Source organism: Pauljensenia sp. UMB0895, from assembly GCF_030218905.1.
In the GTDB taxonomy this organism is placed as follows: Bacteria; Actinomycetota; Actinomycetes; order Actinomycetales; family Actinomycetaceae; genus Pauljensenia; species Pauljensenia turicensis_A.
Window position 1 is genome coordinate 302,218 of the sequence record NZ_JASOQR010000012.1, and the last position, 26,475, is coordinate 328,692.

26 protein-coding genes are annotated in these 26,475 nt (G+C 56.9%); 8 read left to right on the forward strand and 18 right to left on the reverse strand.

Annotated elements, in window-relative coordinates; genetic code table 11:
- Window positions 1-38: 38 nt before the first annotated feature.
- The 3 genes from QP503_RS05945 to QP503_RS05955 form a co-directional block, all read right to left on the reverse strand.
- A complete protein-coding gene (locus QP503_RS05945) occupies window positions 39-1,454 on the reverse strand; it encodes a class II 3-deoxy-7-phosphoheptulonate synthase (RefSeq protein ID WP_179369715.1) in 1,416 nt (471 codons plus the stop codon).
- An 8-nt stretch (window positions 1,455-1,462) separates the two neighbouring features.
- Window positions 1,463-2,680 (reverse strand): pyrophosphate--fructose-6-phosphate 1-phosphotransferase, encoded by a 1,218-nt coding sequence (locus tag QP503_RS05950; protein WP_179369716.1) that lies wholly within the window; start codon window positions 2,678-2,680, stop codon window positions 1,463-1,465.
- Between the two features lie 125 nt (window positions 2,681-2,805).
- Window positions 2,806-3,624, reverse strand: a complete 819-nt coding sequence (locus QP503_RS05955; protein WP_179369717.1) for a lysophospholipid acyltransferase family protein — start codon at window positions 3,622-3,624, stop codon at window positions 2,806-2,808.
- 49 nt (window positions 3,625-3,673) lie between these two features.
- Here QP503_RS05955 and QP503_RS05960 point away from each other — a divergent pair, with 49 nt between their 5' ends.
- Entirely contained in the window at window positions 3,674-4,420 is a 747-nt protein-coding gene (locus QP503_RS05960) for a 3'-5' exonuclease (protein ID WP_219585189.1), read from the forward strand.
- A 148-nt stretch (window positions 4,421-4,568) separates the two neighbouring features.
- Here the strand turns inward: QP503_RS05960 and trpD are convergent, their stop codons facing one another.
- The 6 genes from trpD to QP503_RS05990 form a co-directional block, all read right to left on the reverse strand.
- Window positions 4,569-5,630: an anthranilate phosphoribosyltransferase gene (gene trpD / locus QP503_RS05965; protein ID WP_179369719.1), complete on the reverse strand. Its 1,062-nt coding sequence runs from the start codon at window positions 5,628-5,630 to the stop codon at window positions 4,569-4,571.
- Window positions 5,627-6,022, reverse strand: a complete 396-nt coding sequence (locus QP503_RS05970; RefSeq protein ID WP_006681198.1) for a response regulator — start codon at window positions 6,020-6,022, stop codon at window positions 5,627-5,629. Before QP503_RS05970 ends, trpD begins: the two co-directional genes overlap by 4 nt.
- A 119-nt stretch (window positions 6,023-6,141) precedes the next feature.
- Window positions 6,142-7,137: an FKBP-type peptidyl-prolyl cis-trans isomerase gene (locus QP503_RS05975; protein WP_219585190.1), complete on the reverse strand. Its 996-nt coding sequence runs from the start codon at window positions 7,135-7,137 to the stop codon at window positions 6,142-6,144.
- 13 nt (window positions 7,138-7,150) lie between these two features.
- Entirely contained in the window at window positions 7,151-7,504 is a 354-nt protein-coding gene (gene erpA, locus QP503_RS05980) for an iron-sulfur cluster insertion protein ErpA (protein ID WP_006681200.1), read from the reverse strand.
- A gap of 113 nt (window positions 7,505-7,617) precedes the next feature.
- Window positions 7,618-8,604 (reverse strand): glycerate kinase, encoded by a 987-nt coding sequence (locus QP503_RS05985; protein ID WP_219585191.1) that lies wholly within the window; start codon window positions 8,602-8,604, stop codon window positions 7,618-7,620.
- A complete protein-coding gene (locus QP503_RS05990; protein WP_103631890.1) occupies window positions 8,601-9,977 on the reverse strand; it encodes a M20/M25/M40 family metallo-hydrolase in 1,377 nt (458 codons plus the stop codon). The genes QP503_RS05985 and QP503_RS05990 overlap by 4 nt, the downstream gene beginning before the upstream one ends.
- A 101-nt stretch (window positions 9,978-10,078) precedes the next feature.
- On the opposite strand from QP503_RS05990, the gene QP503_RS05995 reads away from it, so the two are divergent.
- Window positions 10,079-10,672: a DUF3043 domain-containing protein gene (locus QP503_RS05995; RefSeq protein ID WP_006681203.1), complete on the forward strand. Its 594-nt coding sequence runs from the start codon at window positions 10,079-10,081 to the stop codon at window positions 10,670-10,672.
- A gap of 106 nt (window positions 10,673-10,778) precedes the next feature.
- On the opposite strand, the gene QP503_RS06000 is transcribed toward QP503_RS05995, so the two are convergent.
- The 7 genes from QP503_RS06000 to QP503_RS06030 all read right to left on the reverse strand — a co-directional run bounded on the left by QP503_RS06000 (window position 10,779) and on the right by QP503_RS06030 (window position 17,883).
- Window positions 10,779-11,654: a TrmH family RNA methyltransferase gene (locus tag QP503_RS06000; RefSeq protein WP_285069698.1), complete on the reverse strand. Its 876-nt coding sequence runs from the start codon at window positions 11,652-11,654 to the stop codon at window positions 10,779-10,781.
- Complete coding sequence (locus QP503_RS06005; protein WP_285069697.1) at window positions 11,651-12,709, reverse strand: quinone-dependent dihydroorotate dehydrogenase; 1,059 nt, start codon at window positions 12,707-12,709, stop codon at window positions 11,651-11,653. The genes QP503_RS06000 and QP503_RS06005 overlap by 4 nt, the downstream gene beginning before the upstream one ends.
- Before the next feature lie 18 nt (window positions 12,710-12,727).
- On the reverse strand, window positions 12,728-13,240 hold the full coding sequence (locus QP503_RS06010) for a hypothetical protein (protein WP_006681206.1): 513 nt from the start codon (window positions 13,238-13,240) through the stop codon (window positions 12,728-12,730).
- A 386-nt stretch (window positions 13,241-13,626) separates the two neighbouring features.
- On the reverse strand, window positions 13,627-13,788 hold the full coding sequence (locus QP503_RS06015; RefSeq protein WP_006681207.1) for a MetS family NSS transporter small subunit: 162 nt from the start codon (window positions 13,786-13,788) through the stop codon (window positions 13,627-13,629).
- Complete coding sequence (locus QP503_RS06020; RefSeq protein ID WP_006681208.1) at window positions 13,785-15,407, reverse strand: sodium-dependent transporter; 1,623 nt, start codon at window positions 15,405-15,407, stop codon at window positions 13,785-13,787. The genes QP503_RS06015 and QP503_RS06020 overlap by 4 nt, the downstream gene beginning before the upstream one ends.
- A 166-nt stretch (window positions 15,408-15,573) precedes the next feature.
- A complete protein-coding gene (gene glf / locus QP503_RS06025; RefSeq protein WP_006681209.1) occupies window positions 15,574-16,716 on the reverse strand; it encodes a UDP-galactopyranose mutase in 1,143 nt (380 codons plus the stop codon).
- Between the two features lie 150 nt (window positions 16,717-16,866).
- Entirely contained in the window at window positions 16,867-17,883 is a 1,017-nt protein-coding gene (locus QP503_RS06030) for a glycosyltransferase (RefSeq protein ID WP_285101404.1), read from the reverse strand.
- Window positions 17,884-18,083: 200 nt separating this feature from the next.
- Here QP503_RS06030 and QP503_RS06035 point away from each other — a divergent pair, with 200 nt between their 5' ends.
- The 4 genes from QP503_RS06035 (at window position 18,084) to QP503_RS06050 (ending at window position 20,996) form a co-directional block, all read left to right on the forward strand.
- Window positions 18,084-19,028: a ketopantoate reductase family protein gene (locus QP503_RS06035; RefSeq protein ID WP_006681211.1), complete on the forward strand. Its 945-nt coding sequence runs from the start codon at window positions 18,084-18,086 to the stop codon at window positions 19,026-19,028.
- A 69-nt stretch (window positions 19,029-19,097) separates the two neighbouring features.
- Window positions 19,098-19,928, forward strand: a complete 831-nt coding sequence (locus QP503_RS06040) for an HAD family hydrolase (protein WP_006681212.1) — start codon at window positions 19,098-19,100, stop codon at window positions 19,926-19,928.
- Between the two features lie 169 nt (window positions 19,929-20,097).
- Window positions 20,098-20,328 (forward strand): PTS sugar transporter subunit IIB, encoded by a 231-nt coding sequence (locus QP503_RS06045; RefSeq protein WP_006681213.1) that lies wholly within the window; start codon window positions 20,098-20,100, stop codon window positions 20,326-20,328.
- A gap of 137 nt (window positions 20,329-20,465) precedes the next feature.
- Complete coding sequence (locus tag QP503_RS06050; protein WP_219585197.1) at window positions 20,466-20,996, forward strand: PTS sugar transporter subunit IIA; 531 nt, start codon at window positions 20,466-20,468, stop codon at window positions 20,994-20,996.
- 137 nt (window positions 20,997-21,133) lie between these two features.
- Here the strand turns inward: QP503_RS06050 and malQ are convergent, their stop codons facing one another.
- Together malQ and QP503_RS06060 are read right to left on the reverse strand one after the other, a co-directional pair.
- Complete coding sequence (gene malQ, locus QP503_RS06055) at window positions 21,134-23,290, reverse strand: 4-alpha-glucanotransferase (protein WP_103631895.1); 2,157 nt, start codon at window positions 23,288-23,290, stop codon at window positions 21,134-21,136.
- Between the two features lie 92 nt (window positions 23,291-23,382).
- Window positions 23,383-23,637 (reverse strand): PTS sugar transporter subunit IIB, encoded by a 255-nt coding sequence (locus QP503_RS06060; RefSeq protein ID WP_103631896.1) that lies wholly within the window; start codon window positions 23,635-23,637, stop codon window positions 23,383-23,385.
- 220 nt (window positions 23,638-23,857) lie between these two features.
- Between QP503_RS06060 and QP503_RS06065 the strand changes: the two genes are divergently transcribed.
- Together QP503_RS06065 and QP503_RS06070 are read left to right on the forward strand one after the other, a co-directional pair.
- Window positions 23,858-24,817 carry an acyl-CoA thioesterase gene (locus QP503_RS06065; protein WP_285069696.1) on the forward strand — a complete coding sequence of 320 codons (960 nt, stop codon included), beginning with the start codon at window positions 23,858-23,860 and terminating at the stop codon, window positions 24,815-24,817.
- Window positions 24,818-25,943: 1,126 nt separating this feature from the next.
- Window positions 25,944-26,444 (forward strand): integrase core domain-containing protein, encoded by a 501-nt coding sequence (locus QP503_RS06070; protein WP_006681219.1) that lies wholly within the window; start codon window positions 25,944-25,946, stop codon window positions 26,442-26,444.
- Window positions 26,445-26,475: the final 31 nt, after the last annotated feature.

Below are 26,475 nucleotides of genomic sequence, written 5' to 3' on the forward strand. Positions count from 1 at the left end.
CTTGTGCGGGCACGGCCTTGTTGTATCGGGACTAAGATTTAGAGATCGCGACGCAAATACTCTGCGACTTGGAATGCCATTTCCAGCGACTGCTGGTGGTTCAAACGTGGATCCACCAGGGTCTCGTAGCGCTTCTGAAGCGACTCATCGTCAAGCTTTGCTGAACCACCAATAACTTCGGTGACATCGTCACCGGTCAGTTCAACATGGATGCCACCCGGGACGGTTCCTGCTTCATCATGGGCATCGAAGAAGCCTTTCACTTCCTCCATGATCGTTTCAAAGCGACGCGTCTTATATCCGGTCGACGAGGTGATCGTATTGCCGTGCATGGGATCGGTAATCCAGGTGACGGGGCGACCGTCAGCCTTCGCAGCGCTCAGCAACGGAGGAAGATTTTCAAGAATCGTACCTGCACCCATGCGAGTGATGAATGTCAGACGTCCTTCTTCCCCTTCGGGATTCAATCGATCCATCAATCCAAGCAGATCGTCGGGGGTCGTTGTAGGACCAACCTTGACGCCGATCGGGTTACGCACACGTGCAAGAAGCTCAATATGAGCACCTTCAAGATCACGTGTGCGTTCCCCTACCCACAAGAAGTGACCAGATGTGTCATAGGGCAAGCCGTTACGCGAGTCGATACGCGTCATTGCTGACTCATATTCAAGCAGAAGTGCCTCGTGCGACGAATACAGATCAACGTCACGCAGTGAATCAAAGTCAACACCGGCAGCCTGCATGAATTGGACGGCGCGGTGGATCTCTTCAGCCAACGACTCGTAGCGTGCGTATGCGGGGTTCTGCGTAAAACCACGGTTCCAGTGGTGAACCATGCGCAGGTCAGCGTAACCACCCTTCGTGAAGGCGCGAATCAGATTCAGCGTCGACGCAGCATGGTGGTACGTCTGAAGAAGACGATCCGGATCCGGGATACGCGCTTCGGGCGTGAACTCGTAGGAATTCACCGCGTCTCCTCGGTACGACGGAAGAGTCACGCCGTCGCGGGTCTCCATGTCGGAAGAACGCGGTTTCGCATATTGTCCGGCGATACGACCAATCTTCACAACGGGAAGCGAAGCACCGTATGTCAGGACAACCGCCATCTGAAGAAGCGCCTGAATCTTTAGACGCAGGTGATCAGCGGTGGATTCTGCGAAGGTTTCGGCGCAGTCTCCACCCGTGAGGACGAAGGCTTCACCGCGTCCCGCAACTCCCAACCAGGTCCGCAGATCGTCCACTTCACCAGCAAACACAAGCGGTGGCTGGCGACGCAACGCTGTTGTTACGTCTTCGACTGCCTGCGCATCCGGGTAAGTCGGTTGTTGCAGGGCTTCACGGCTACGCCATGAGTCCCACGGCGCGTCCGTACCGGCTTCTGGAGCTACGAGATTCTCCGGGTCGCGGCACGCCGGGTACTGTGCGAACCGTGGCGTGCCGCGACCGGGATTCATAGGAAAACTCACTGTGCAGCGGGCTTCACTTCCTGGCCGATCTCGGCCATCATGTCGAGGAACCACTTCTGAGAAATATCGAAGGGTTTGCCACCGGCAATACGCGGGAAGGCGATTGCGGTCAGACGGTCACCGTTTTCTTCATCGTGGCCGATAACGCCGGATTCGCCCTTGAGAGCGCATTCGACAGCAAGATCAGTCATGGACTTGATCAGGCGCAGGTCCTCAGCGTTTGCACGCGAAGAACGTGAGAAGTAGCCCGACTTCTGGACCATGACCTTCTCAGCGTCAATCTTGGATGCGAACTGCTTGGCGAACCACTGGCCGGGGTTGATGGTGTCGAGCTTGACGTGTCCGAAGGGGTCGCGTTGGACCTCAACGCCAGCTGCTTCCATTTCAGCGATGATCTCAGGAACGCCGGCACCCTCGGAGAGGAAGATGTTGACGTTGCCCTGCTCGTCCATGATCTTCTTCAGGCGGGCGGCCTCGGCGTCGATGTCGAGTGCCATTTCGGGTAGGAAGACAGCGTGGATGTCCCAGCGCTCCTTCGACAGGCCGATGGAGGGAACCCATTCCTGGGTCTTCAGCCAGTTGTGGTACTCAAGCGAACCAGCAGCGGTCAGCCAACCGCAGTGCCGACCCATGATTTCATGGATGATCAGCATACGGGGGTTGGAGCGGTGCTCGCCGATGACGTTCTGTGCATACTCGGAGACTTCTTCAGCGGCGGTCCATGCACCCAGGGACTGACGGATCGGCACAACGTCGTTGTCGATCGTCTTGGGCAGGCCGACGACCGTCAGGTGGTAGTCATGTTCTTCGAGATAGGCAGCAAGATCTGCAGCCGTGGTGTTGGTGTCGTCACCACCGATGGTGTGCAGGACGTCAACGCCATCCTTACGGAGCTGCTCAGCAGCCTTTTCAAGCGGGTTTTCGCCTTCGGCGACAAGGCCACGCTCGACGAGGTTCTTCGCGTTGGTCAGCTTGACGCGCGAGTTACCGATCGGGGAGCCACCGAAGCGGTGAAGGACGCCAGCATGCTTACGAGCTTCTTCGTCAACGACGACGAAGTTGCCGGTCAGCAGACCGTGGTAGCCGTTCTGGTACGCGATAATCTCGATCGAAGGATCGATTTCGTTGTAGCGCTCAATGAGGCCACCAACAGCGGAAGAAAGACACGGAGCGAAGCCACCGGCGGTGAGCAGAGCGACGCGACGAACCGACATGGAAACACCTTTCAGCGTTGGAACAAGTGCGGTCGGACGACACGCACCTCAAACACCACTAGTTTAAAGCCACAGTGGAGTTGGTATGGGGGTCGCCCGTCCCATGGACGGGCGTGCACACGCATTTATTCTGCGTTTTCACCCGTGTGAGGATCAGTTTCTCTGGATTCTTCTTCGGGGCGATGAGGTACCTCGACGATCGGAGCGGTACGCCCGCCGGGGCCGGGTCGACCATTCGTGGGAACCGGGCCGTCGAACTTTCCGTCGGCGGCAAGCTTCGCCTTCACGTCTGCTGCATAAAGGTCAACGTATTCCTGACCCGAGAGCAGCATCAGGTTGTACATGATTTCGTCCGTGATGGCGCGCAGGACGAAGCGATCCTTGTGGAGACCCTTGTAACGGGAGAAATCCAGGGGTTCGCCGATGACCATGCCAATGTTGGTACGCGACGGGATTTTCTGGCCGATCGGTTGAGCAGCGTGCGTGCCGATCATCGCGACGGGAATAACTGGGGCTCCGGACAGCAGAGCAAGTCGAGCAACACCCGTTTTACCGCGGTAGAGACGTCCATCGGGCGAACGGGTTCCTTCGGGGTAGATGCCGAAGAGTTCACCGCTGGCGAGGCGGTCAAGACCGGCCTTCAAAGCACCTTCGGATGCGCGACCGCCCGAACGATCAACGGGAATTGTGCCAACGGCGCGCATGAATTCCTTCGTGACCCAGCCTTTTGCACCGGTACCCGTAAAGTAGTCGGCCTTACCCATGAAGACGACCTCACGGTCGAGCATCATTGGCAGGAAGACAGAATCCCACACCGCGTTGTGGTTTGAGGCAAGAATTGCCGGCCCGGAGGTCGGGATATTCTCTTTGCCACGAATCCACGGCTTGTATGCCGCCTTCAGGATCGGACTTCCGGTTGCCTTCAATGCTTGGTAGAACGCCACGGCCCCTCCACGAGGTTCGAAGGTGAAAACACGAACTATGCTTAACTCTATGCCCACTTCACGCGATATGTTGGCAGGCAACGACGCTATCTCAGATTCAACGGACAGGCGTGCGAATATCGTTGCACAGGTGCGCACGTGTCTGAGCCAAGTACGTCAGATACGCGACGGCGCATCACCCATAATCAGTGGGCTGTCTTTTGCTGATACGACGTACGTTGTCGTTGATCTTGAGACGACGGGGCTTGGCAACGATGACCAGATCACCGAAATTGGTGCGCTTAAAGTCCGCGGCGGCCAGGTACTTTCTACTTTCCAGTCGATGGTGAACCCACTGCGTCCTATCCCTAAAATCGTCACGACTTTGACAGGTATTACCGATGAAGACGTGGAGGGCGCTCCGACTGTTGACCAGGTCCTCCCCCAGTTCTTGACGTGGATCGACGACGGTGATCCCGCGCAGGTTTTCGTTGCTCAGCACGTTCCTTTCGATCGCGGTTTCCTGCTGAGAGCATGCCAGCAGACAGGTCTTAAATGGCGACCTTTGCCCTATTTCGACACGTTGACTCTTGCCAGGATTCTGCTTCCAAAGCCTGAGGTTCCCAGTCATCGCCTGGGTGCTCTAGCCGATTATTTCGATGCTCCCGTAGTGGAAGCACACCGTGCTTTGGCTGATTCCTACATGACGTTGCATGTACTGGACGGGCTTACGCGCATACTCGAAGACATGGGAGTGACCAGCAGCGACGATATTGCTCTCTTGTCGACGCCAGGCGAAGAGTTGAGTGCCTACTAGCACGTCGGGGTACGAGGCACATCATTGAGCTTTCCCTTTAACAAAGCACAAGGTAAGGCGACAGAACCGAAAAACCGGGCGGACACCTGATATTGTCCGCCCGGCCTCGTACATTCTTCATCGCACCAAGGTGCACGATGAGCACAACTCAGGCTGACGCGAGTTCGATCCAGCGGTTCAGCAGATTCATGGCACGACCATCATTCATGGCATCGCGTGCCATCTGGATACCAACGCCGAAACGCTCGACCAGCGAGCCATCGCCAGGACGCACTCCCTGAGCCTTGCCGTATGCGATCAAACCACCCGCGGTGTTCAGCGCAACCGCGTCACGAACAGCCTTTCGGCCACCGCCGAGCAGGATTTCTCGGACGACAACAGCGTTATCGTCTGGGTCGCCACCGCGAAGGTCTCCGATTGCTGCAGGATCCATGTCGAAGTGTTCGGTCGGGTCGAACTCGCTATGAGTGACTTCGCCGTCGCGGATCTCCCAGATCTCATTCACGTCAACCGTAGAGAGTTCATCCAAGCCGGTTTCCTTGCCTCGGAACACCAGAGCAGACGCGCCACGATCAGCAAGAACGCCGGCCATCAGGCGAGCATTCGTCGGATTCGACGAGCCGATCGCGTTCGAGGTCACCTTCGCGGGGTTCGTCAGCGGGCCAAGAATATTGAATGCTGTCGGGAACGCCAAGGAACGACGAACAGGAGCGGCAAAACGCATCGACGGGTGAACCTTGTTCGCGAATAGGAACGCGATGTTCAGTTCATCGAAGATCTCGCGCATGTGCTCGGTCTCGTGGTTCAGGTTCACACCCAAGGCTTCCATCACGTCGGCACTCCCCGACTGGGAGGTCGAGGCGCGGTTACCGTGCTTGATCAGCGGAGTACCAAGGGATGCCAGAACGATTGCTGACATGGTCGAAATGTTGACGGTCTTGTAGCCGTCACCACCCGTACCGACAATATCAAGAGCATCGGTGGGCAGGTCAACGCTGACCGCGTGGTCCTGCATAGCGTCGGCAAGACCACGGATCTCGGACACCGTTGGCTTTTTGATGACCATAGCGGTCAGGAAGGATGCCAGGCGTGATTCGCCAAGCTCGCCACTCATCACCTGGTCCATCATCCAGTAGGAGCTGTCGTAATCCAGGTCCTTACCCGAGATGATGTCGGCGATCAGTCGAGCCCATTCGAAAGATTGACTCACTGGCGCGCTTTGCGCAGAAGGTCTGCAACGGTTTCCTGCAACTCGATCGGATCAAGGGGATCCGAAATAGTTGCCGCAGCGCCCGCCCAGGTAGCAAGCCAGGAATCCTGCTGGCGTGCGGTCAGGAAGATGATCGGCGGAACTTTCTCTACCGTGTTCTTCAGTTCCTGAGCGACGGACATACCACCTTCCTTGGTGGTTTCAGCATCGAGGATCAGAAGATCGAAATCGTTGTTTTCCACCAGTTCCTTGGTGCCGAAGGGGGTTGCAGCTTCGGACCATTCGATGGTCGGCAGATCCTTCGCAGCACGGATACCAACACCGTTGACAACAGCATGGCGCTTATCAATGTCGGCGCTAAAAACCAGGATGCGTGCGGTCATTTCGCTCACGATCTTCTCCCAATGGTTGGATGCCTGTACGGCCTCGAAATTTTTAACCGGGTCTATTGTATGCGCTAGTGGGCGATCCACCGCTTGGTGAACCGCCCACTCAAACGAGTTGCGTCAGACTATCGGTGTGCCTTCATCACTCCGATAACGTCCAGAACGAAAACCTTCGGGGTGGTCGTCTGCGTTGAGTCCGACTGAGCACCGGACTGGGCAGACTGCTGAGCAGCTGCGCTTGCACCGGCGATGTACAGGAAACGAGTACCAACAGTCTTCCCTACCACCTTCAGGTCGGCAGCATCTGCGGTGTACTTGTTTGTGGTGTCAGACCACGTCGACTGGATCTGAGAGGCATCACCGAACGGGGCACCCAAACCGCGATAGAGAACAATGTCGCCGTCTTCGATGGTCTCACCGATACCGGTGTAGATATCAATCGATGCGTCTTCGGTGGGGGCAGCGCTTCCTTCGGTGAAGGACAGAGTAGGTTCGACCGCTGGGGCACCTTCAACGCTGATGCCGGCGGGCAGTTCGTTACCGGTAGCGGTAGCGTTCTTCAGGCTTTCCTCATCAATAGAAACGTTCGATGTGGAATCAAGCAGGTCGACAACGAAAATCAGCGTGGAGTTGGCGGGAATCGATGCGGAATCTTTGTCTCCGTACGCCCAGTTTGCGGGAACAACCAGCTCAACGCGGTCGCCAACGTGCTGGGTCGCCAGGCCGTAGGTCCATCCGGGGATCACCCGGTTCAGAGCGAAAGCGATCGGCTTACCGGTTTCGAAGGAGGACTCAACCTTGGTGCCGTCCCAGAGAGCGAGCTCGTAGTTGACGTAGACGGTGTCGGTGAGCTGAACTTCAGCGCCGTCACCTTGAACGAGGGTCTTGACGTAGACCTTGTCGGTCGGAGCGTCGCCTTCGCCGGCGGAGATTTCAGTGTCTTCACCGTATCCGCCCGTTGTTGCCGGGAAGTTGAAGTCGCCGTCACGTTCAACCTCGGGGATTGATGTACCCGATTGGGGTGAGGCAGACTGCGGGGCGTCAGTAGAACCACACGCTACTAGACCAAGGGAAACGGTGATGGTGAGGACGGCTGTGGCCGCCTTATGCATAATCTTCATGTTTGCTTTCGGCTCAGTGGAAGGATTCACCACATGCGCAGGTGTTCTGCGCGTTCGGGTTGTCGATGGTGAAGCCCTGACGTTCGATCGAGTCTGCGAAGTCGATCGTTGCACCGGTGAGGTACGGAACCGACATGCGGTCGACGACAACCTCAACACCGTCGAAGTCGCGCACGGCGTCGCCGTCGAGCAAACGGTCATCGAAGTAGAGCTGGTAGATCAGGCCGGAGCAACCACCGGGCTGAACGGCGATGCGCAGGCGAAGGTCGTCGCGACCTTCCTGTTCGAGCAGGCTCTTCACCTTGGCTACTGCAACGTCCGTCAACGTCACTTCGTGTGCGGGTGCTTCGATGCCGGTGTCAGACATGATGCTCCATTCGTTTGAAAAAAGTCATTAACAATTGTTTAGAGTACGTGCGTTCGTCGCGTTGTGCCACGGCAGGGGCGCGCGTGGACGCTACGGGTGAGAAAACTAACCGTCTATCGCGCCCACGTGCGCGCGATTCGTTCTCCAGCTTCACCCAGGGTGAGCGCCCCATCGGTAAGGAATTGCCCATGCAGACCCCACTGGGCACGTTCGTGCGCGGCAAGTGATGATTCGGCTGCGAGTGCCACGACCGGTAAAGCGTAAAGCCCCGCCACGTCCGTGATCACATCCAGTGATGCGTCAGCGAGCGACGGTGAATGTAAGCGCGGTTCGGCGACGATGACGAGGTTCGCATCTGCGAGCGCAGAATCAAGGTCGCAAATGGCACGCAAGAATTGGCCGGTGGGAACAATTCGTCCCCCCAGTGCACCGACAATCGCGCCGATTCCACCGGCTGCACCGGATCCGGGAGCCGTGCCCCAGTTGGTGGGAGCGGCCTCGTCCCCCGTGGGGGACGCCAAAAGGTTACGCTTCGCTTTCGTTGAAAGAACACGGGTCAGCATCGAAGTGAGCTGAAGGTTTTGCGATGTGCGCGCCTCAAGGTCGACGCCGAGCGCCAGCACGGATGACAGTCCCAGCAGTGGCCTCATCGACGAGGCCGCGACCACCACATCACGACCGGCGATTGTGGCGCGGGCAGTATCGAGCGCACGTCGCAGCCGGTCTTCAAGATCCGGACCATCGCTCAAATCGACGTTGGATAGGGCGCTCAAAAACCCGAATCCGCAGTCAACGTCAATCGAATGGGCGCCTTCAATAAGCGGGGTGAGCCCGCCGTCAAGGGCATCGAGCGTGCGCTGGCCCGCGTCGAACGTGGATTCTTCGTGGATGGGAACGACGATCGGTGCCCAGCCGGTGGCCTGCGCTTGCGCGAGTGCTTCGGTGAAGGCAACGCCAGCTCCAAAAGGAACAAGGCGAATATTCCAGTCGGGTTTGCGCGCGCTAAACCCGTCAGCGCAGGCATGTAAAGCAGCCAGCGTTGACGGGTATGCGGGGTCACCGCCGGTCCAGTGCCCGGCGATGACCAGTGTTGAACTCACAGTTGGGGCAGACGCGTCAGGAGCAGTGCTTCAGCAAGAATCGCTGCACGCAGGTCCGGGATCGACTGCGACTCGTCTTCGGAGTGCGCGTTCGTGAGCGGATCCTCAACGCCGGTCACGACCACCTGAGCGTGAGGGAACAGGCGCTGGAAGTCGGTGATGAACGGGATCGAGCCACCCACACCAATGTTTACAGACTTCACGCCCCACGCATCCGACAGGGCCTCGTGCAGAAGCTTCGTGACGGGTGAATCCATATCCGCCTGGTAGCCGTTTCCGGCTTCGTTGCGGGTGATCTCAAGGTGGGCGCCGAACGGTGCGTGCGACTCGAGGTGCTCGATAAGACGATCCATGGCCTCAACCGGATCCTTGCCCGGGACGACGCGCATCGACAGGCGGAAGCGAGTGTGCGGAGCTATCGTATTCGACGAGTTCGACACGGGGCACGCGTCAAAACCGATGACGGAAACGCTGGGCTTGGTCCACACGCGGGCGGCCAGATCGCCACTACCGGCAAGCTGAACGCCGTCAAGCAGGCCAGCCGCTGCGCGGAACTCATCTTCTGGCCAATCCACGTCAGCCTTATCGGAGCCACCAAGACCCTCGACAACCAGATCGCCCTTCTCGTCGTACAGGGACGAGATAAGCATGGCAGCGCAGGTCACCGAGTCCAGCATCGGGCCACCGAACATACCGGAGTGAACCGCGTGGTCAGCGACAGTCAGGTCGACGGTGCACACGGAGTTGCCACGCAGGGTCGAGGTGACGGCGGGCTCGCCGACCTTCCAGTTATCGGAGTCGGCGACGACGATGACGTCAGCCTTCAGCTTGTCCTTGTGGGTTTCAAGGAAGGTCGTAAACGACGGGGAACCGATTTCTTCTTCGCCTTCGATAAAGACAACAACATTCACCGGCAGGCGATCCTTCAACAGCGACATCGCACCGAAGTGAACGATGACGCCGGCACCGTCATCCGAGGTGCCTCGACCGTAGATGCGATCCCCGCGAACCTCGGCAACAAACGGGTCAGATGCCCAGCGGGACACATCGCCGGTCGGCTGAACATCGTGGTGAGCGTAAAGCAGAACCGTCGGTGCGCCCTCAACCTTCGGGCTGGTCGCCACGATGGCGGGCTTACCTTCCACGCCTTCGGGCGTGGTGACGCGAAGAACCTCAGCGTCAAAACCAAGCGATGCGAAGCGCTCACACACGTGTGCGGCGCTACGAGCCAGGTCTTCCTGGTGCGCAGGATCGGAAGAAACCGAAGGAATTGCAACCAAAGTCTTCAATTCATCAAGGAAAGAATCGAAGGAGGAATCGAGCAAAGAATTGAGTTCATCTCGCGACGGCGCGAGTGCAGATGTTTCAGACATGACTCTTACATTACTGGACGAAATGAGCCTTTGGCGCTTTCATCAGTTAGCCTGTGTACGTATTTCATGCACCCATCACTGGCATTCAAAGGGGATTACAGGTGTCCGAAGCCGAAAAGCAAAACGAAACGACCGGCAAGAAGGGACGTCCCACTCCGAAGAGGAAGGACGCTCAGGCGCGTAATTCTCACCCGCTGGTTCCCGCTGATCGTAAGGAAGCAAAGCGTCAGGCACGTGCCCAGCGCGATGCGCAGTTCAAGCGTGAGCAGATGGCATTGGAGACCGGCGACGAACGCTACCTGCCCGTCCGAGACAAGGGTCGCGTGCGTCGTTTCATCCGCGATTACGTCGATGCACGCTGGTCGTTCTCTGAGTTCCTTCTTCCCGTGATGGTGATCTTCCTGATCGCGATGATGGGGGTTTCCCTGATCCGTTCGCTTCCAGCTAACGTCACAAGCATCATGATGATCTCGGTGACTGTCGCGCTCTACGGCCTGTTCCTGATCTCAATCATCGAAGGCGTTGTTGTGTGGCGCACGCTGAAGCGTCGCATCGGCGAGCGCTACCCGAACGATCAGATTGCAGCGCGTTCGTGGTACTACTGCTTCTCGCGCATGATCATGGCTCGCCGTTGGCGTAGCCCTCGTCCGCAGGTTGCGCGTGGTGAATTCCCGGGTAAAAAGAAGATCAAGTAACCCGGTTACTTCCGTTTAAAAGTCGAGGTCACGCCCGCTGGCCTCGACTTTTTAGTATCGCTTCTGCCACTTCGCCGATTGCGTATGGTGGTTCCTCGTTTGTGTTTTACGAGGCCGCCTGGCCGACATGGCGAGTTGCCCAGAATACGACTGCGGAAGCTGCTGCGACGTTCAGCGAGTCGACTCCCCCAGCCATTGGAATACGCACAACGGTGTCAGCGTTCGCGATAGTGCGCGATTTCAATCCGTCGCCTTCTGTTCCCATGACCATCGCGATCTTGGCGTCTGGCACGGTGCAAGCGTCGGATTCAACAAACTCGTCCAAGCTGACTGAGTCGTCAGACAGTGCGAGTGCTGCAACGTGGAAGCCAGCATCGTGTAGTTCATCCATTGCGGGCCACTTTTCCATGCGAGTCCACGGCACTTGAAAGACCGTGCCCATTGAGACTCGGACCGATCGCCGATAGAGCGGGTCAGCGCAACTGGGCGTCACCAGAACAGCATCGACGCCAAGAGCGGCCGCGGATCGGAAAGCTGCACCGACATTCGTGTGATCAACGAGGTCTTCAAGAATGACGATGCGACGTGCTGACTCACCGTTACGGGCAGTTTTCAAAAGATCACTGACTGACTCCAACACCGGGCGTTGCATCGCTGCCAATGCGCCCCGATGCAGATGGAAACCGGTGATGGTTTCTAAAAGAGCCTCGTCCGCCATGAAAATCGGGATGTCTGCCCCGTCGGGCGACCCCGTTGCCTTCTCGATCAGCGGAGCAAGATCACTCATCCATTTTTCAGCCATAAGGAATGACCGCGGATGATGACCGATTTCTAGGGCACGCATAATCACGTTCGTTGACTCTGCCATGTAGAGTCCGCGTTCGGGTTCAAGAGCGGCACGAAGCTTGACGTCTTTCAGCTTCGTGTAATCGGCCAGACGAGGATCTTGGTCAAGATCAGCCGATTGAAGAGGAATAATCACGGACGCACCTTCGCCAATTCCCTGTTCACTTCACCCGGCCATGATGGCCCCTCGTAGATGAACGCGGTGAAGGCTTCGACAAGATCGGCACCTGCACTCAGCATGGCGCGCGCATCGTTCGAAGTGAAGATTCCGCCGGCTCCGATCAGGATCTGCTCATCATCGAGGTTCGAGGCAACAAGGCGTACAACGTCCAGGGCACGCTCACGCAATGGAGCTCCGGATACACCACCATCACCCAGATCGTGGTTGATGGTCGTGTTCGTGGCGACTACACCAGCCACACCCAGTTCGCGCGTGAGCGCACAGATGTCGACGATATCTTCATCAGCCAGATCGGGAGCAATCTTGACGAACAGAGGAATCGGACGGTCCGTGGCTTCCTCGCAACCTTTTCGGGCTGCCTGCAGGATCAGACGAAGCGAATCAACGGATTGAAGATCGCGAAGCCCCGGAGTGTTCGGAGAAGACACATTGACGATCACAAAATCAACCCACGGTGAAAGCTTGCGAGCGCAGTATTCGTAATCTGCCGGGGCCTCTTCGGCGGGAGTCACCTTGTTTTTCCCAATATTGGCACCAACAATCGCGTTGCGACCCGCTTTTGTTGAACGCAGTTTCTTCAAGCGCTCACCCGCAGCATCGGCACCTTCGTTGTTGAATCCCATGCGATTACGAAGACCCTGAGATTCCATCAGACGCCACAAGCGAGGTCCCTCATTGCCAGGTTGGCCCTTCGGGGTGATCGTACCGACCTCGACGAATCCGAAGCCCAAAGCAGTCAGTCCAAGAACCGCACACGCATCTTTGTCCATTCCTGCTGCAAGACCCAGGCGGTGACGTACAAGACGCCTGCCAATGTAAACCTTGCGACGCTCTGGAAGCGAATCAACATCGATATCGTCAAAGTGACCGATCGTCGCTCGCATTAAACCGCGAGTAAGTGCACACTTTCCTGCATATTCAATGGCAGTGATACCCAAATGATGAGCCATCTCAGGATCGATGCGATAAATGAACGTTTTAAACAACCACGAGTACGTCTGACGGATCATGCCTTAAGCCTATGTGTTTCAGTCCCACCATATCCACCACCCATTTCGTGATTGAAAATCGGTGGGGACTAAGAGGAATTCATCAGGATCCCCTTGAGCGCTGGTCAGCCCGTATTTTTCACGAAGAATCGGCCAACATAACGCCAACGAACGCGCATATGGAGCCTGCGCAGAGCAGTCGGGTGTGGAAGGAAGATAGATTCCATCAATGCTGATCCGTTCGTCAAAACGAGGTGCACACACAACGTATCCGCTCAAATAGACTCCCCGATTGTTCGCGCACGCTTTCAATAGGTCACACACCTGTGGTCCGGAGTTTTGTGATTCTTCCAGGTTTGCTTTGGGAAGCAGGGACAGAAGCTCACCAGCAACGTGGGATCCGATCATGTCAAAACGTGCAAAATCATCGCTCAAAGCGGGAAGACACATATAGGGCGATAACAGTTCATAGAGCCCCGTTTCGTGAACCCAATGGCGTGGACCGTACAGTCCCTCATAGCCCGACATTGGTTGAAGAGTATTCAGCGTCATCATGCAATCCTTTCTTCGTTGAAAACGACTGCTTTTACTGAACGCCGAACCGGCTGAGGGCGCATCTTCATTCCCTCGCTTCTGTGGATAAGTGCCCCTTCATCACTTTTGTGGATAACTCCCCAGGACTGGCCAATACGACAACGCCATCGACTACACCCCCACATACCAAGACGGATCCCTAGATATCCGCACAGGCTGGGCAGGCCGCTCAAGCACCCCGACACGCCCGGAAAAAGACACACAATTCGGGCATTAGCCCCCCTTGGGTATTAATCCAAAACTCGGGTGGAATGCAATAAAGGCGGTGGCCGGTGATGAACAGTCATCACCGGCCACCGCCGTCGATCAAGCCAAACGCCACGCAAGGCACTTCCACGGCTTCATCATTCGCTTGTTGTCGAGCCCTTCGGGTCTAGCGACTGAGCTGGAGCCTCGGCCTCGTCCCCGGGAACTGAAAGGGTGCGGAGAAGCACGACGGAGGCAACAAGGCCACCCCACACAAGAAGGATCGTCACAAGGAACATGACGGTTGCAGCTGCGCTCACGATGCACCTCCTTCACGGGTTACCTCAGCGGTTTCGGCGCCGGAAACGGTCGCATTAACCAAAGCGTCTTCGTCTTCTTCAACAAGGTGAGCAACCGTAGCTGCATCGACGCTGTGATGACTCCAGGGCAAAAGCGTCAGGATTACAGACACGATGATCGCGAACGCAACCGAGCCCCAACCAAAGATCAGGACGAAGCTGGTCTTGTAGCCACCGTAGCCTTCCTGGATGTAGCCGACGATCGCAGAGAAGAGCATGAAGATCAGCACTGCGGGGATAATGACGCCGACCAGCGCTTCCCAAGCCTTCGGCACCTTGACGCTGGACACTGAGTTCAGATGTGTGCGCAGGCCCTTCAAACGCGGAGCGAAGAGCGCTACCAAGATTGCCATCGAAACAGCGGTCGACACGACGCCGATGTTGTTGATGAAGGTATCGACGATATCCAGGTTGTTCAGACCCGAGCGGGTACCGAACAGAGACAGGGAGATAATCATTGCGGGAACGCCGAGGACCATGGAGGCCTTAACCGGCGAGAAACCGAACTTATCCTGCAGACCGCCGGATACAACCTGAAGGAGCGACAGTAGCGAGGTAATACCGGCAAGCACCAAGGAAGCGAAGAACAAGACGCCGAACAACGAACCACCGGGCATCATCGAAACGATCTGCGGGAAGGTCACGAAGGACAAGATCGGGCCAGTCAGGCCTTCCAGTTCATTCACGCCCACACCCTGCGATGCTGCCATGAAACCAAGAGCAGAGAAGACGCCGATACCGGCGAGGATTTCGAACGAGGAGTTCGCGAAACCTGCGACCAGAGCGGTGCCGGTCAGGTTCGTCTTCGGCTTCAGGTAGGACGCATACGTCAACATGATGCCGAAGCCCACGGACAGCGAGTAGAAGACCTGTGAGAAGGCTGCGAGCCACACGTGCGGGTCGGACAACTGTCCCCACTGCGGAGTGAAGAATGCGTTCAGACCATCGATCGCGCCATTGAGGAAGATTGCGCGAAAAACCATGACCAGGAACAGGACAACCAGCAACGGAAGGAAGACCTTGTTTGCTGCTTCAACGCCCTTGGACAGGCCACGGCCGATGATCAGAAGGACGAACATCCACACGAGTGCCAGCGGGATCATGATGGCTGCAACGGGGCTCCATGAGAAGGTTTCACCATCAACGGTCTGCAGGAAGTCATTCAGGAAGAACCCCTGAGGATCATCGCCCCACGATTGGTTCACCGAGTAGATCATGTACTGAACGCCCCATGCGATCACGGCACCGTAGTACACCATAATCACGAAGCAAACCAGAACCTGGAACCAGCCGATAAACTCGCCACCGGCTTTCAAGCGACGCAGCGCCCACGGCGGTGAACCACGGAACTTGTGGCCAAGCGAGTAGTCGAGCCACAGCATCGGAATACCGACTGCGATCAGCGCGACAAGGTAAGGAACAAGGAAGGCGCCACCGCCATTTGCGTAGGCGACACCGGGGAAACGCCAGATATTTCCCAGACCGATTGCGGAGCCGATCGCGGCAAGGAGGAAGCCGGTCTGACCGGTCCAGGTATCCTTGCGTTCCGGCTGCTCGGCCGTAGGTGTTTGAGTTGACATGGGTACTCCCTATAGACAGGATTTCCATTCAATGTAACGGCCACGCATAAAGTGCCGGCAAAATGTCCACCAGATAGACACCTAGGCGCACATTGGTCGCTTAAACGTTTGACAGGATCTTCGTCGCCTTCGCCTCAGGGCTGAAGTCGGACTTGGCGTACACGCCTTACCAGCGCGAAACAACCTCATCAAAACGGGTCAAAGCCGACGCAATCGCCATATGCATATCGAGGTACTGATACGAGCCAAGTCGCCCGCCAAACAGAACCTTGTCCTCCTGCGTCGCAAGCTCGCGGTAGGTAGCCAGAGTCTGCCTGTCGGTCGGCGCTGAAACCGGGTAGTACGGCTCGTCATCAATAGTGGCGAAGCGCGAGAACTCGCGCATAATCACTGTGTTCGTCGCACCCGTCCGGTCACGTTCAGGATGCAGGTGAGCAAACTCGTGGATGCGCGTGTAGGCAACGGTTTCATCGGCGTAATTCATCACCGAACACCCCTGGTAGTCAGCGGTATTGACGACTTCGGTCTCAAAATCAAGGGTTCGCCACTTCAGCTCGCCTGCCTGGTAATTGAAGTAGCGATCAATTGCACCCGTGTACACAACACCGGTTTGACCAACCGTGCGCTCTTTGGAGAATTCGTGTGAATCATCGAAGAAATCGGTGTTTGTCTTCACTGTGATGCGTGGATGATCAGCCAGCCGGGTCAGCCATGCTCCGTAGCCGTCGACGGGAAGCCCCTCGTAGGTGTCGCGGAAATAGTGGTTGTCGTAGGTAAAACGAACGGGAAGACGCGAAATGATTGCAGGATCCAGATCCTTCGGATCCATCTGCCACTGCTTCGCGGTGTATCCCCTAATAAACGCCTCATAGAGCGGGCGACCGATCAGGCTGATCGCCTTTTCTTCCAGATTCTCAGGAGTTTTACCACCGAGCTCTGACGCCTGCTCTTCCACAAGCGCTCGAGCAGCGTCTGGCCCGTAGGCCGCATTGAAGAACTGATTGATCGTCCCTAGGTTGATCGGCATCGGGTAAACAACGCCCTGATGGTTTGTGTAGACGCGATGCTGGTAATCGTTGAACGCCGTAAAGCGATTGACGTAATCCCAGACGCGTTCATTTGACGTGTGAAACAGGTGCGTCCCGTATCGGTGCACTTCAACACCAGTTTCAGGATCAACTGATGACCATGCGTTGCCACCGATGTGCTCACGGCGTTCGACGACAGTCACGTTCATACCGCGAAGTTCGGCTGCCTGACGCGCAAGCGTGAGTCCGAAGAATCCGGAGCCAACAACGACAAGATCCATACAACCGGTCCTTTCACACAGGCAAGAGCACGTGTGTCAACCGCGCACGCCCACAATGCAGATTCCCCCCAGTTTAGTGGCAAGAACGCAGTCTTCCGGCCAACAGCACGTTGTCAGAGCACAAAGAACGACCAGAACGGGCAAGCCCGGTCAGTTAAAGCCAATGAGCGCTCGGACAATCCCATAGCCTTTTCGCAGAACCCATTCATTCTTCATGCGAATCACTCGCCCCAGAAGATCGGACTCAACACGTTTGGCCGCGACGGGATTTACGTCTTCAAGGTCCTTCCACAGCTGGTCTTTCATCGCCAGGTGCTCGTCAGTTCCCGACAGAACAGCCATGATTGTGCAGACCACGCAGTTAATGCGCAGGTAGTGGATCATGTAGTTATAGAGGTTGGCCGGAACCGTGTCCGGGTCCGGAATAGCCTTCACCATCTCACGATTGACGCGCATCAGTTGATCCAAGCGCGAAATCATCACGGGCTCGTTGACCGACTGGTCGTCGCGACCAATGAAGTAGCGGTACAGGTCGACGTCAAGGTAGCGGATCGTGCGAATCAGCGGGAACGGCGTGTGGGAGTAAATGAAGTCAACGTAAAACGTGTGCTCGGGCATGACCAGACCGGACTGACGGACAAGTTCGGTGCGCATGGTCAGCGAGTGCATCATCAGGTACTGCGTGTAACGGCACTTACGAACGTCTTCCCAGCCAATTGTGCGTCCCTGTGGCAGGACGTTGCGGTAGCGGACAATCAGCTTGTGCGCTTTGCCCTGCTTTTCGTAGACGTAGTTAGTGACCAGAAGATCCAGTTCACGCCCGTTCGCACGTTCTTCACGAAGAACGTCAAGCACCTTGTTCATTGCCGCGCGATCAACCCAGTCGTCAGAATCGACGACGCGAACGTGTGTGCCCGTGGCAACTTTCAAACCGGCATTGACTGCGCCACCATGGCCTTTATTTTCCTGGTGGATAGCCCGCACGCAGGTCGGATACTTTGAAGCCCACCGATCAGCAAGCGCACCGGTGTTGTCTTTTGAGCCGTCGTTGACGATCAATACTTCCACTTCATCGTTGTAGTCAACGAGGGTCGCAAGCGCCCGATCCAGATAGTCCTGCGAGTTGTACGAGGGAACGATGACAGACAGCAACGGCTGGGCGGACATGAGCTTTCCTTGATCGATGTCAGGCGGGTATGCATTAAGCATAGTCGTTGAAGCGTTACGCATATCGCGCCCCCTATCAGACGCAGGTGCCTGGGAAGAGATGCGTGGCCTCGTACATAAATCACCATTGCCGAGTGTTAACAGTTGAGAATTTTTCGCAAACCGGTGACGCGCACCCGCAAACGTGCCACTATCGAAGCATGAAGATCGCAATTATTGGTTCCGGCGGCGTGGGCGGCTACCACGCAGGTGCTCTCATGGATGCGGGCGCCGAGGTTCATATCGTCACCACTCCCCGTCACGTCGCAGCAATCAGCGACAGGGGCTTGATCGTGCACACCGAATCCAGTTCGCGCACCTACCACCCCGCATCGGTGACCACCGACGGCACGGGCGTAGGCGTCTGCGACCTGGTGATGATCACCGTCAAGCTCACTCACTTCGAAGAACCGCTGGAAAACTGCCAGCAGATGATCGGCCCGGACACGCTGGTCCTGACCTTCCAGAACGGTGTCGTTGCGCCCGACATGGTGGCAAAACGCTTCGGAGCAGAGCACGCACTACCGTGCGTCACCTTCATCGTTGCCTTCATCGACGGCCCGGGCGAGGTCCGTCAGATCGGCGCCCGACCAAAGATGCTCATCGGCAGTGCACCAATTGGCTTGGACGGAACGTACCCGATCCTCGAAGAATTCAAGGACGCACTGCTTGCCAACGGCGTTGATGCGCACATGTCCCCCACGATCGCACACGACCTCTGGTACAAGTACGCGGTCATCTGCACCATGGGTGGCGTGAACGTTCTGGCAAACGCGACCGTCGGCGAAATACGCTCCTTCGACGAAACCCACGCTCTCTGGACAAAGTCCGTGAAAGAGGTCCAGTCGGTCGCGCGCGCCAGCGGCGTTGATTTGACCAACGAGGACTGCGAAAAGATCGTCGGCGAGCTGGATAGCTACCCGGAAGCCTCGACCTCGTCGATGCAACGCGACCTGATTGCAGGAAAACTGTCAGAACTGGAGTACCTGAACGGAGCTCTTGTGGCGAAAGCTGACGCTGCCGGAATTGATGTTCCGTTACAGCGCCTGATTGTGACCATCGCGCGCTTGCATGCCAAGCGTGGTCGCGTTGGTCTAGCTTCCTAGCCCTCCTGCACTCTTACTTCACACGGTCGTTCGAGCATCGCGTCTGAGCGACCGGATATCCTAAGGACCATGACGTCTGCTTCCTCTTCAGCCCAGTTAATCTTCCTTGACCTTGACGGAACCCTGATCGGCAAAGACCAAACGGTCCCCGAATCCGCCCGTCAAGCGTGCGAGCAAGCCGTCGAAGGCGGCCACACCCTGTTCATGTGCACGGGTCGTTCGATCCCGGAAATCTACCCCTACCTGTGGGATTTCGGTTTTTCAGGGTGCGTTGCGGGAGCGGGAAGCTACGTGCGCGTCGGCCAGGAAGTCCTGCTGGACGAACGCGTTGACCCCGCGCTGATCGAACCGATCACCGATGTGTGGCGTCAGCTTGACGGAATGTGGATCTGGCAGGGGTCGGACGCCATGCACCCCTCCGAGGGATTCATGGAGATGTTCCTTGAAACCGCCGGAATGAAGCCCCAGGATTGGGCTCCCTACGCCGAGTCCATCGCCCCCTATCTTGGCGAGGGTCTTCCGAAGTCATCAGCGAAGTGCACGGCGTACATCCCAGCAGGTAACACGACCTACCAGCAGGTTCGCTCCCTTATCCCCGACTCGATGGACGTCATCCCCGGCTCTATTCCCGCAGGTAACACTCTGGTTTTTGAGGTGACTCCAAAGGGAATCTCGAAGGGCACTGGCATTCAGCTGGCTGCTCGCCATCTTGGTTTCGACATCGCTCACACCATCGCCATCGGCGATTCCATGAATGACCTTGAAGCACTGCAGGTGGCTGGAAGGTCAGTCGCAATGGGCGGAGCCGACCCCGTAATCGTCGCAGCCGCAACGTTCGAAACCGCCACCTTGGAAGAAGACGGTTTGGCCCGCGCCTTCGAAAAGTTGGCGCTGATCTAGTGGTCGCGACCTCGTCCTTTCTGCATCTCACCCAAGGGACGAAGCCGCGCTCACCACGTGAGCATTTTCCCCACTTAATGCGCGATGAACAGGGCACATTCATCCAAAGCACGCTAAACTAAACTAAATGTGACATATGCCCTATTTGCGGTGTTTTGAGGAGGCCCACATGAGTCAGGCAGCAGACATCCTTTCAGCCCTCGGTGGCTGGGACAACATTAAGACGATCGAAGCGTGCATCACTCGTATCCGCGCAGAGGTCACGGATGAAGACAAGATCGACGAAAAAGCCCTCTCTGACGCGGGCGCATTCGGTGTTGTCACCGTCGCAAACTCGGTGCAGGTCGTCATGGGCCCCGAAACCGAAACCATCGTCGAGGAAATCGAAAAGCTCAAGTGACCCACGCGATTATCGAAGCTGGCATCATCGCAACAATGATTGCGGTTCACTGCGCACAGTTCGTTCCTTCTTTGGCGCGAACCCGCACCACGCGGTGACCGCGCACCTCATTCGTTGAAGATCACGCATCTACTTCCATGACGTTCACGATCTACGCACCACTTTCCGGCACGGTCGAAGCTCTTTCCGCCGTGCCGGATCCTGTGTTTTCTCAAGAGATTATTGGGCCTGGTTTCGCTATTGTGCCCGAGAGCGAAGGCGCGGGTGCAACCATTGATGTTGCTGACGTGGGTGCGAGCACGAGCGATGCTGGCGCGAGTGCTGACTCGCTCTCTATCGCGAACGCTCCAATTTCGGGGACAGTTCATTCGCTTCACCCGCACGCTTTTGCGATCAAGCATCGGTCGGGCACAGGAATCTTGGTTCACCTTGGTATCGATACAGTGAACTTGAAGGGTGAAGGGTTCACCGTCCACGCTTCTAAGGGCGATGCGGTGAAAGCCGGCTCACCTTTAATCACGTGGGACCGTAGCATTGCGCGCCGTGCTGGCCTTGCCGTGATTGTTCCCGTCATCGCTCTGCGCCCCGATGTGTCCATGAAATTGCTGGTCAAGCCGGGGACTTTCGTTCGAGCCGGGGTTGCAATCGCCGACTGCTGGGAGCTCTAGCACTTTTCCGGTGGCACCACCTACACCTCACGCGACACAACCACGCCCTCAGACACTAAACCGTCGCATCAGGTGTAGCCCGTGCACGCAAACCGGTCACTCTCTCAAAACCAGCCAGCGAAAACCCAACCAGTCCCCTACTTTCGAGCGCGCACCGATGCCGTAAGAACGGTGAACAGGGAGTTCAAACGCTCATTGGCCGGAAGGTCGTCAATGTAAACCTCAACACCGTCAGCATCACAGAGCGGAACACGCCAGTTCGGATATTCCTTGTCAGTGCCGGGAAGATTCTGCGGACGCCTGTCCCCCACCGCATCCACCAACGATGCCACGACCAGCTGAGATGAGGTCTGCGCAACATACGCATGCAAGGCTTCAACGATCTCACGCTCTGACGGGGATGCGGATTCAAGCAACCCGTATTCACGAAGTCGAGCCAACACCTGTTCACGTTCAAGACGATCAGCGGCTCGCACGGATTCGACATCCTCGACCAGCAGACCAAGCTCGTCACGCAAAGTGGTCTGCACACCAGCCAAGTATCCGGCAGTCGGTGGCAGGTCGTGCGTGTTCACTGCGGCAAGGCACGCGGTGCGATACGAGCCGGGGTGAAGTGGCCATCCGCCACCATCCTTCTCGAACCAGAGGATCGAGGTCCCTAGGATGCCTCGCGAACTCAGGTAGTCGCGGACCCACGGTTCAACGGTTCCGAGGTCTTCACCAATGACAACTGCTCCGGCGCGTTGCGCTTCTAGGAGCACGGTTCCGACCATGGCCTCGTGATCGTAGTACACGTAGGTGCCGTTTCCGGCACCCATGCCCGCTGGGATCCACCAGAGGCGAAAGAGGCCGAGGATGTGGTCGATACGGATGGCTCCCGCGTTGGCGAGGGCTGCGCGGACCATGTCGCGGATCGGCTTGTAGCCGGCCTGTGCCAGGGCTCGTGGCGACCATGGCGGTTCCGACCAGTCCTGTCCCTGCTGGGAGTACATGTCTGGCGGAGCACCAACAGTCATACCTTGGGCGAACACGTGGCGGTTGGACCAGGTTTCGGATCCGTGTGAGTGAACACCGACGGCAAGGTCAGCCATGATGCCGATGTCCATACCGACGTCGGTTGCGACGCGTTGCGCGTCTTGCATCTGCTGGGAGACGATCCACTGGCACCATTCCCAGAATTCGATGCGGTCTGCCAGTTCAAGGCGGGCACGGTCAGCGGACGGTGATGTTGAGGATGCGATCTCGTCGGGCAGGATGGGAGATTCGTTTGCTTCTGCCAGGGCACTCCAGAGTGCGAAGTTCGCCAGATCGCGTCCACCTTCTTCGACGAAGTGGGTGAATTGCGAGGTTCGGTGGTACGAGCGTGGAATCTGGTAGATCAGTTCGAGAGCTTTACGTTTGGCTTCCCACGTGCGATCTCGGTCGACCAGCGCATCCGCGGTATCGGTAGCGTTCGTGGCTAGGCGGAGTTCTTCGATGGATCGACGAACGTCAGGTGATGCGTCGGCGAATTCGTCGATTGCTTCGGGGCGGATGTAGATGGGGTTCAGCCAACGGCGCGAAACCGGTAGGTACGGTGAGTTTTCCATCGGCGTGATCGGGCTGGACGCATGGATGGGGTTGATGAGCAGGAAGTCTGCTCCCCTGTCGGCGCATACTGACGCGAGATCGGCGAGGTCTTCAGCGTCACCCAATCCCCACGAGCGTGCCGAACGCGTTGAGTACAGCTGTGCAGATACGCCCCAGCGTCGCTTGGAGTCAGCGAGCGGGCCGTTGTCAATGTGGTTGGGCGCTACAAGCAAGGTTGCGGAGTGGACTTCTCCGCCTTCAAGCGTTGCGACGATCCGGTGCCAGCCCGGTGCCAGGTGGTCGGGTGTTTCGAAAGTTGCGCGGCCGATCAGCGCGTCACCGATTTGGCGCGGGGCGATGTAGCGGTCGAGTTGCGTGCAGTCGCCGGATGTTCCGTCTTCGCTGATCCAGGTGACGTGCACCCAGTTGCCGTGGGGGACGTGGACGGGGAAATCACGGTGTTGTCCTTGGCGTGCCACGATCGTTGGTGGCAGTGTGGCAAGCCAGAATCGGTCTTCTGTTTCCGTCAGCGCGTGGTGGATATCTCCGACCGTTGAGTCGGCGTCAACGTTGACGCCGAGTGCTTTGAGGACAGCGAGCAGAGAGTCAGCTGAAACGAATTTTTGTTGTCCGTACCAGTCCCAGAAGAAGGTTGCGACACCGTTTTTGTCGGCGAGGGCTCGTAGCGTGTCAATATCGGACGCTGCTGGCGCACTCCAGTCCACGTGTGACTCCTTTGGTTGCGGGCGTACAGCCAAGTCTATGCGTCAGTCTTGCCCTTGGGAACCGTTGGCCGGCAAAGTGGACGCGACTCTAGTTACGCTTCGTTGGCAGTGTCCCTTTTGACAACGGTTGCCATTTTTTCTGCGATGTTGTCAGATTCTGTGCCTGCGATGATTTGGACGATGTTACCGGATCGGACGACTGCTAGGACGAACGGCATGCGGAGTGCGTCTTCGTTGACGTTTGCTTGGTTGCCTACTTCGACTCGGATGCGGAGGGAGCACGGTTCGATGTCGATGATGTTGGAAGATCCACCGAGGGCGTCAACCAACGCGAGAGCCGATTCCATCCCGCTCCTTCCTTCCAAGGCATAGTCCTGTTGCGATCCGCATCACATGGTAGCCCTTTAAACGTATGATCGCAATCACTCAACACGGTCAGGCTAGTGTTTTTTGGCTGTTTTTTGCAGTTTTTCTACGTTGTCTAGTGTTGACAGTAGGCGGCTTTCTGCGCCTAGGGCGGGTGGATTGTGCGGTGGCGTGCGCGAGGTTTCAGGTGAAAATAGATACATGACTCGTCCCATTGATGTTCCGCTGATTTCTACTGAGCCTGTTGCTTCTGTATTAAGGATTTTGGCTTTGGAGGAGTCTGGTCACGATCGTTTTGTTGGCCATTCGTTGCCTCAGGTGAGGCGTGTTTATGGTGGCCAGGTTGTGGCGCAGGCGTTGGTTGCTGCCGCTGCGACGATGGATGAGGGGCGTCTTCCTCATTCATTCCACACGTATTTCATGCGTGGTGGCGACCCGTCGATACCGTTTGAGCTTGAGGTTCAACGTCTTCGCGATGGGCGTTCGTTTTCTTCGCGTCGGGTTGTGTGTCGCCAGGGTGAGAAAGAGATTCTGGCGTTGCAGGCGTCGTACGAGAGGAACGAGGCCGGCTTGGCTTTCACGTCTGACTCCCCTGCCGTGACGCCGCCGGAAGAGCTTTCGAGTGCTTTGGAGATTTTTCGGGCGATGGATCATCCGGTTGGGCGTTTTTTGGGAAAAACAACGGCATTTGATGTGCGCCATGTTCAGCAGTCGCTGTATACGAAGTCGGATGAGTCGTTGGCCAGTCGCCAGCAGTTGTGGATGAAGCCTCGTGCCGAGGTGCCTGCTGAGGCGAGCCAGCATGTTCATCGCGCTTTGTTGGCGTATGTGATTGATCAGGTGATGTTGGAGCCTGCGATGCGCGCGTTGGGGTTGTCTTGGATGACTCCTGGCATGTCGGCTGCGTCGTTGGATCATGCGATGTGGTTCCACCGCGATGTGGATATTAATGAATGGTTGTTGTTCGATGGGACGTGTTCGAATGTGAATTCGTCGCGTACGTTGGTTCGTTATCAGGTGTTTACGCGTGATGGGACGCTGGTCGCTGAGGCTGAACAGCAGGGGATGTTGCGCGTTCCTGGGAATGGGCAGGCTGGTTCTGGGCGCTGGGGTTTCGGTGTGGATCCAAAGACCGGTCAGTTGCGTGCTGGTATGGCGTAGTTGTGTTGGCGTAGGTGCGGGACGGTTTGGCGTTGTGGAACGCAAACAACCTCAGTTGCCGCAGCTATAGGTAGTGCGGAGTCACCGCTGGCAACTCTGCACTACCTATTGGGGATCGAGTGAGGCTCAGTCTTCGTAGCAACGCTTGCCTCCACGGGCGAGTACTTCATGCCCTCCTCCAACACGGCGATCTTGTTGCCGTTTCTCGAAACCCGAAGCTCGTCATCTCGGGGTTAGTTTCATCATGCAACAGCCGGTATAAGGGGTGTTCGAGGGCTTTTCCTTGTCGCCACCGTCCTTGTAACGGTATACGTGCAGTGGTAGTGGAGTGTCCTTGGTTTTTGGGTCCAGGTGACTTGAGTGTTGTCCATTGATGTCCCGCCACTAGGTGGGGAGAATGGAGCAATGGTGAAAAAGTTCAGTAAGCACACGCCCGAACAAATTGTTCGTAAGCTCAACAAATCACGGGAGTTGAGGGAATCAGGATTGGCGACGGCTCAGATCCTCACAGATCCCAGCACTCACTAAGAACTACTCGATTCAATTGTGCTGAGAGGGTGGTGAAAGACTCATCGAAGTGAGTGCGTCCGGCGTTGACCCGGATCTCGTTCTCGAACGAGTAGCCCCACAGAGTGCAGACTAGGGTATCAAGAGACCTCCGAGAAGAACTCTCGTGTCCGAACCCAAAGTTCATGCGTTGGGCGCCCTATCGTGACTACCGAATACTCACACAGACGGATCAACTAATTTGGCTGCCACAGGTCTCTGGTTAGCGCGATCCTGGCCAAGCCCAGTCATCAGACATTCCTTGTAGACGAGTCGCAGTCTACGGTACCTAGAAGAAGAATCCCTGGCGCGCCGCCTTGCCACGATCAATATCTCGTTGAACTTTCATCAAAGCTTCACGCTCTTCGGGCGGAGCTTCATGCATTCTCTTGTCAATTCTCCTTCGCAGAGAGAAATGCCACCAAATGGCAAATCCAACTAGCACGAGAACCGCGAGCACAATCCATTCAGCGATAGTCATATTTTAGTATCTCACAAGGTTCCCCCTCCCCCGCACAGCAAGGATTCGGCGTTGAAGCATCCCGGGTTTTGTTCCGAGGTTTTTGTGAGAGGATTTCGCATGCCAAGGAACTATATAAAAGTTTTTGGGGAGCGGGATGTCAGGCTTGTTGAGGATCGTCTGCGGGATAATCTGGGAGTGTCTGAAACCCGCGAACACGTCGCTTTCATAGTTGCTAGGAAGCTTGATGCTGCTTCGGTGATTGAACTGCTCGACCTTGCCTGCCTCGAGCATGGTGGACGTCCCAGGGTGATCCGGATGGATAACGGCCCCGAATTCATCTCTCACGCACTGCAAGAGTGGGCAACCGAGGATGGGACATTCCAAGCGTTTATCCCGCCCGGTCAGCCATGGCATAACGGGTTCGTTGAATCGTTCCACAACCGGATGAGAGACGAGCTGTTAGAGGACAACAGTATCGAGAACCTGGAACACGCTCGCCCGCTCGTAAATCTGCGGTCACGACGTTACAAAGACTTCCATCCGCATTCCTCGCTGGGCTACCTCAGCCCACGACAATATGCGGAACAATGGAGACAAGAAAACACGGTCAACGCTTAAACCACGTGGACCTAATCCTTAGGCCACTCCA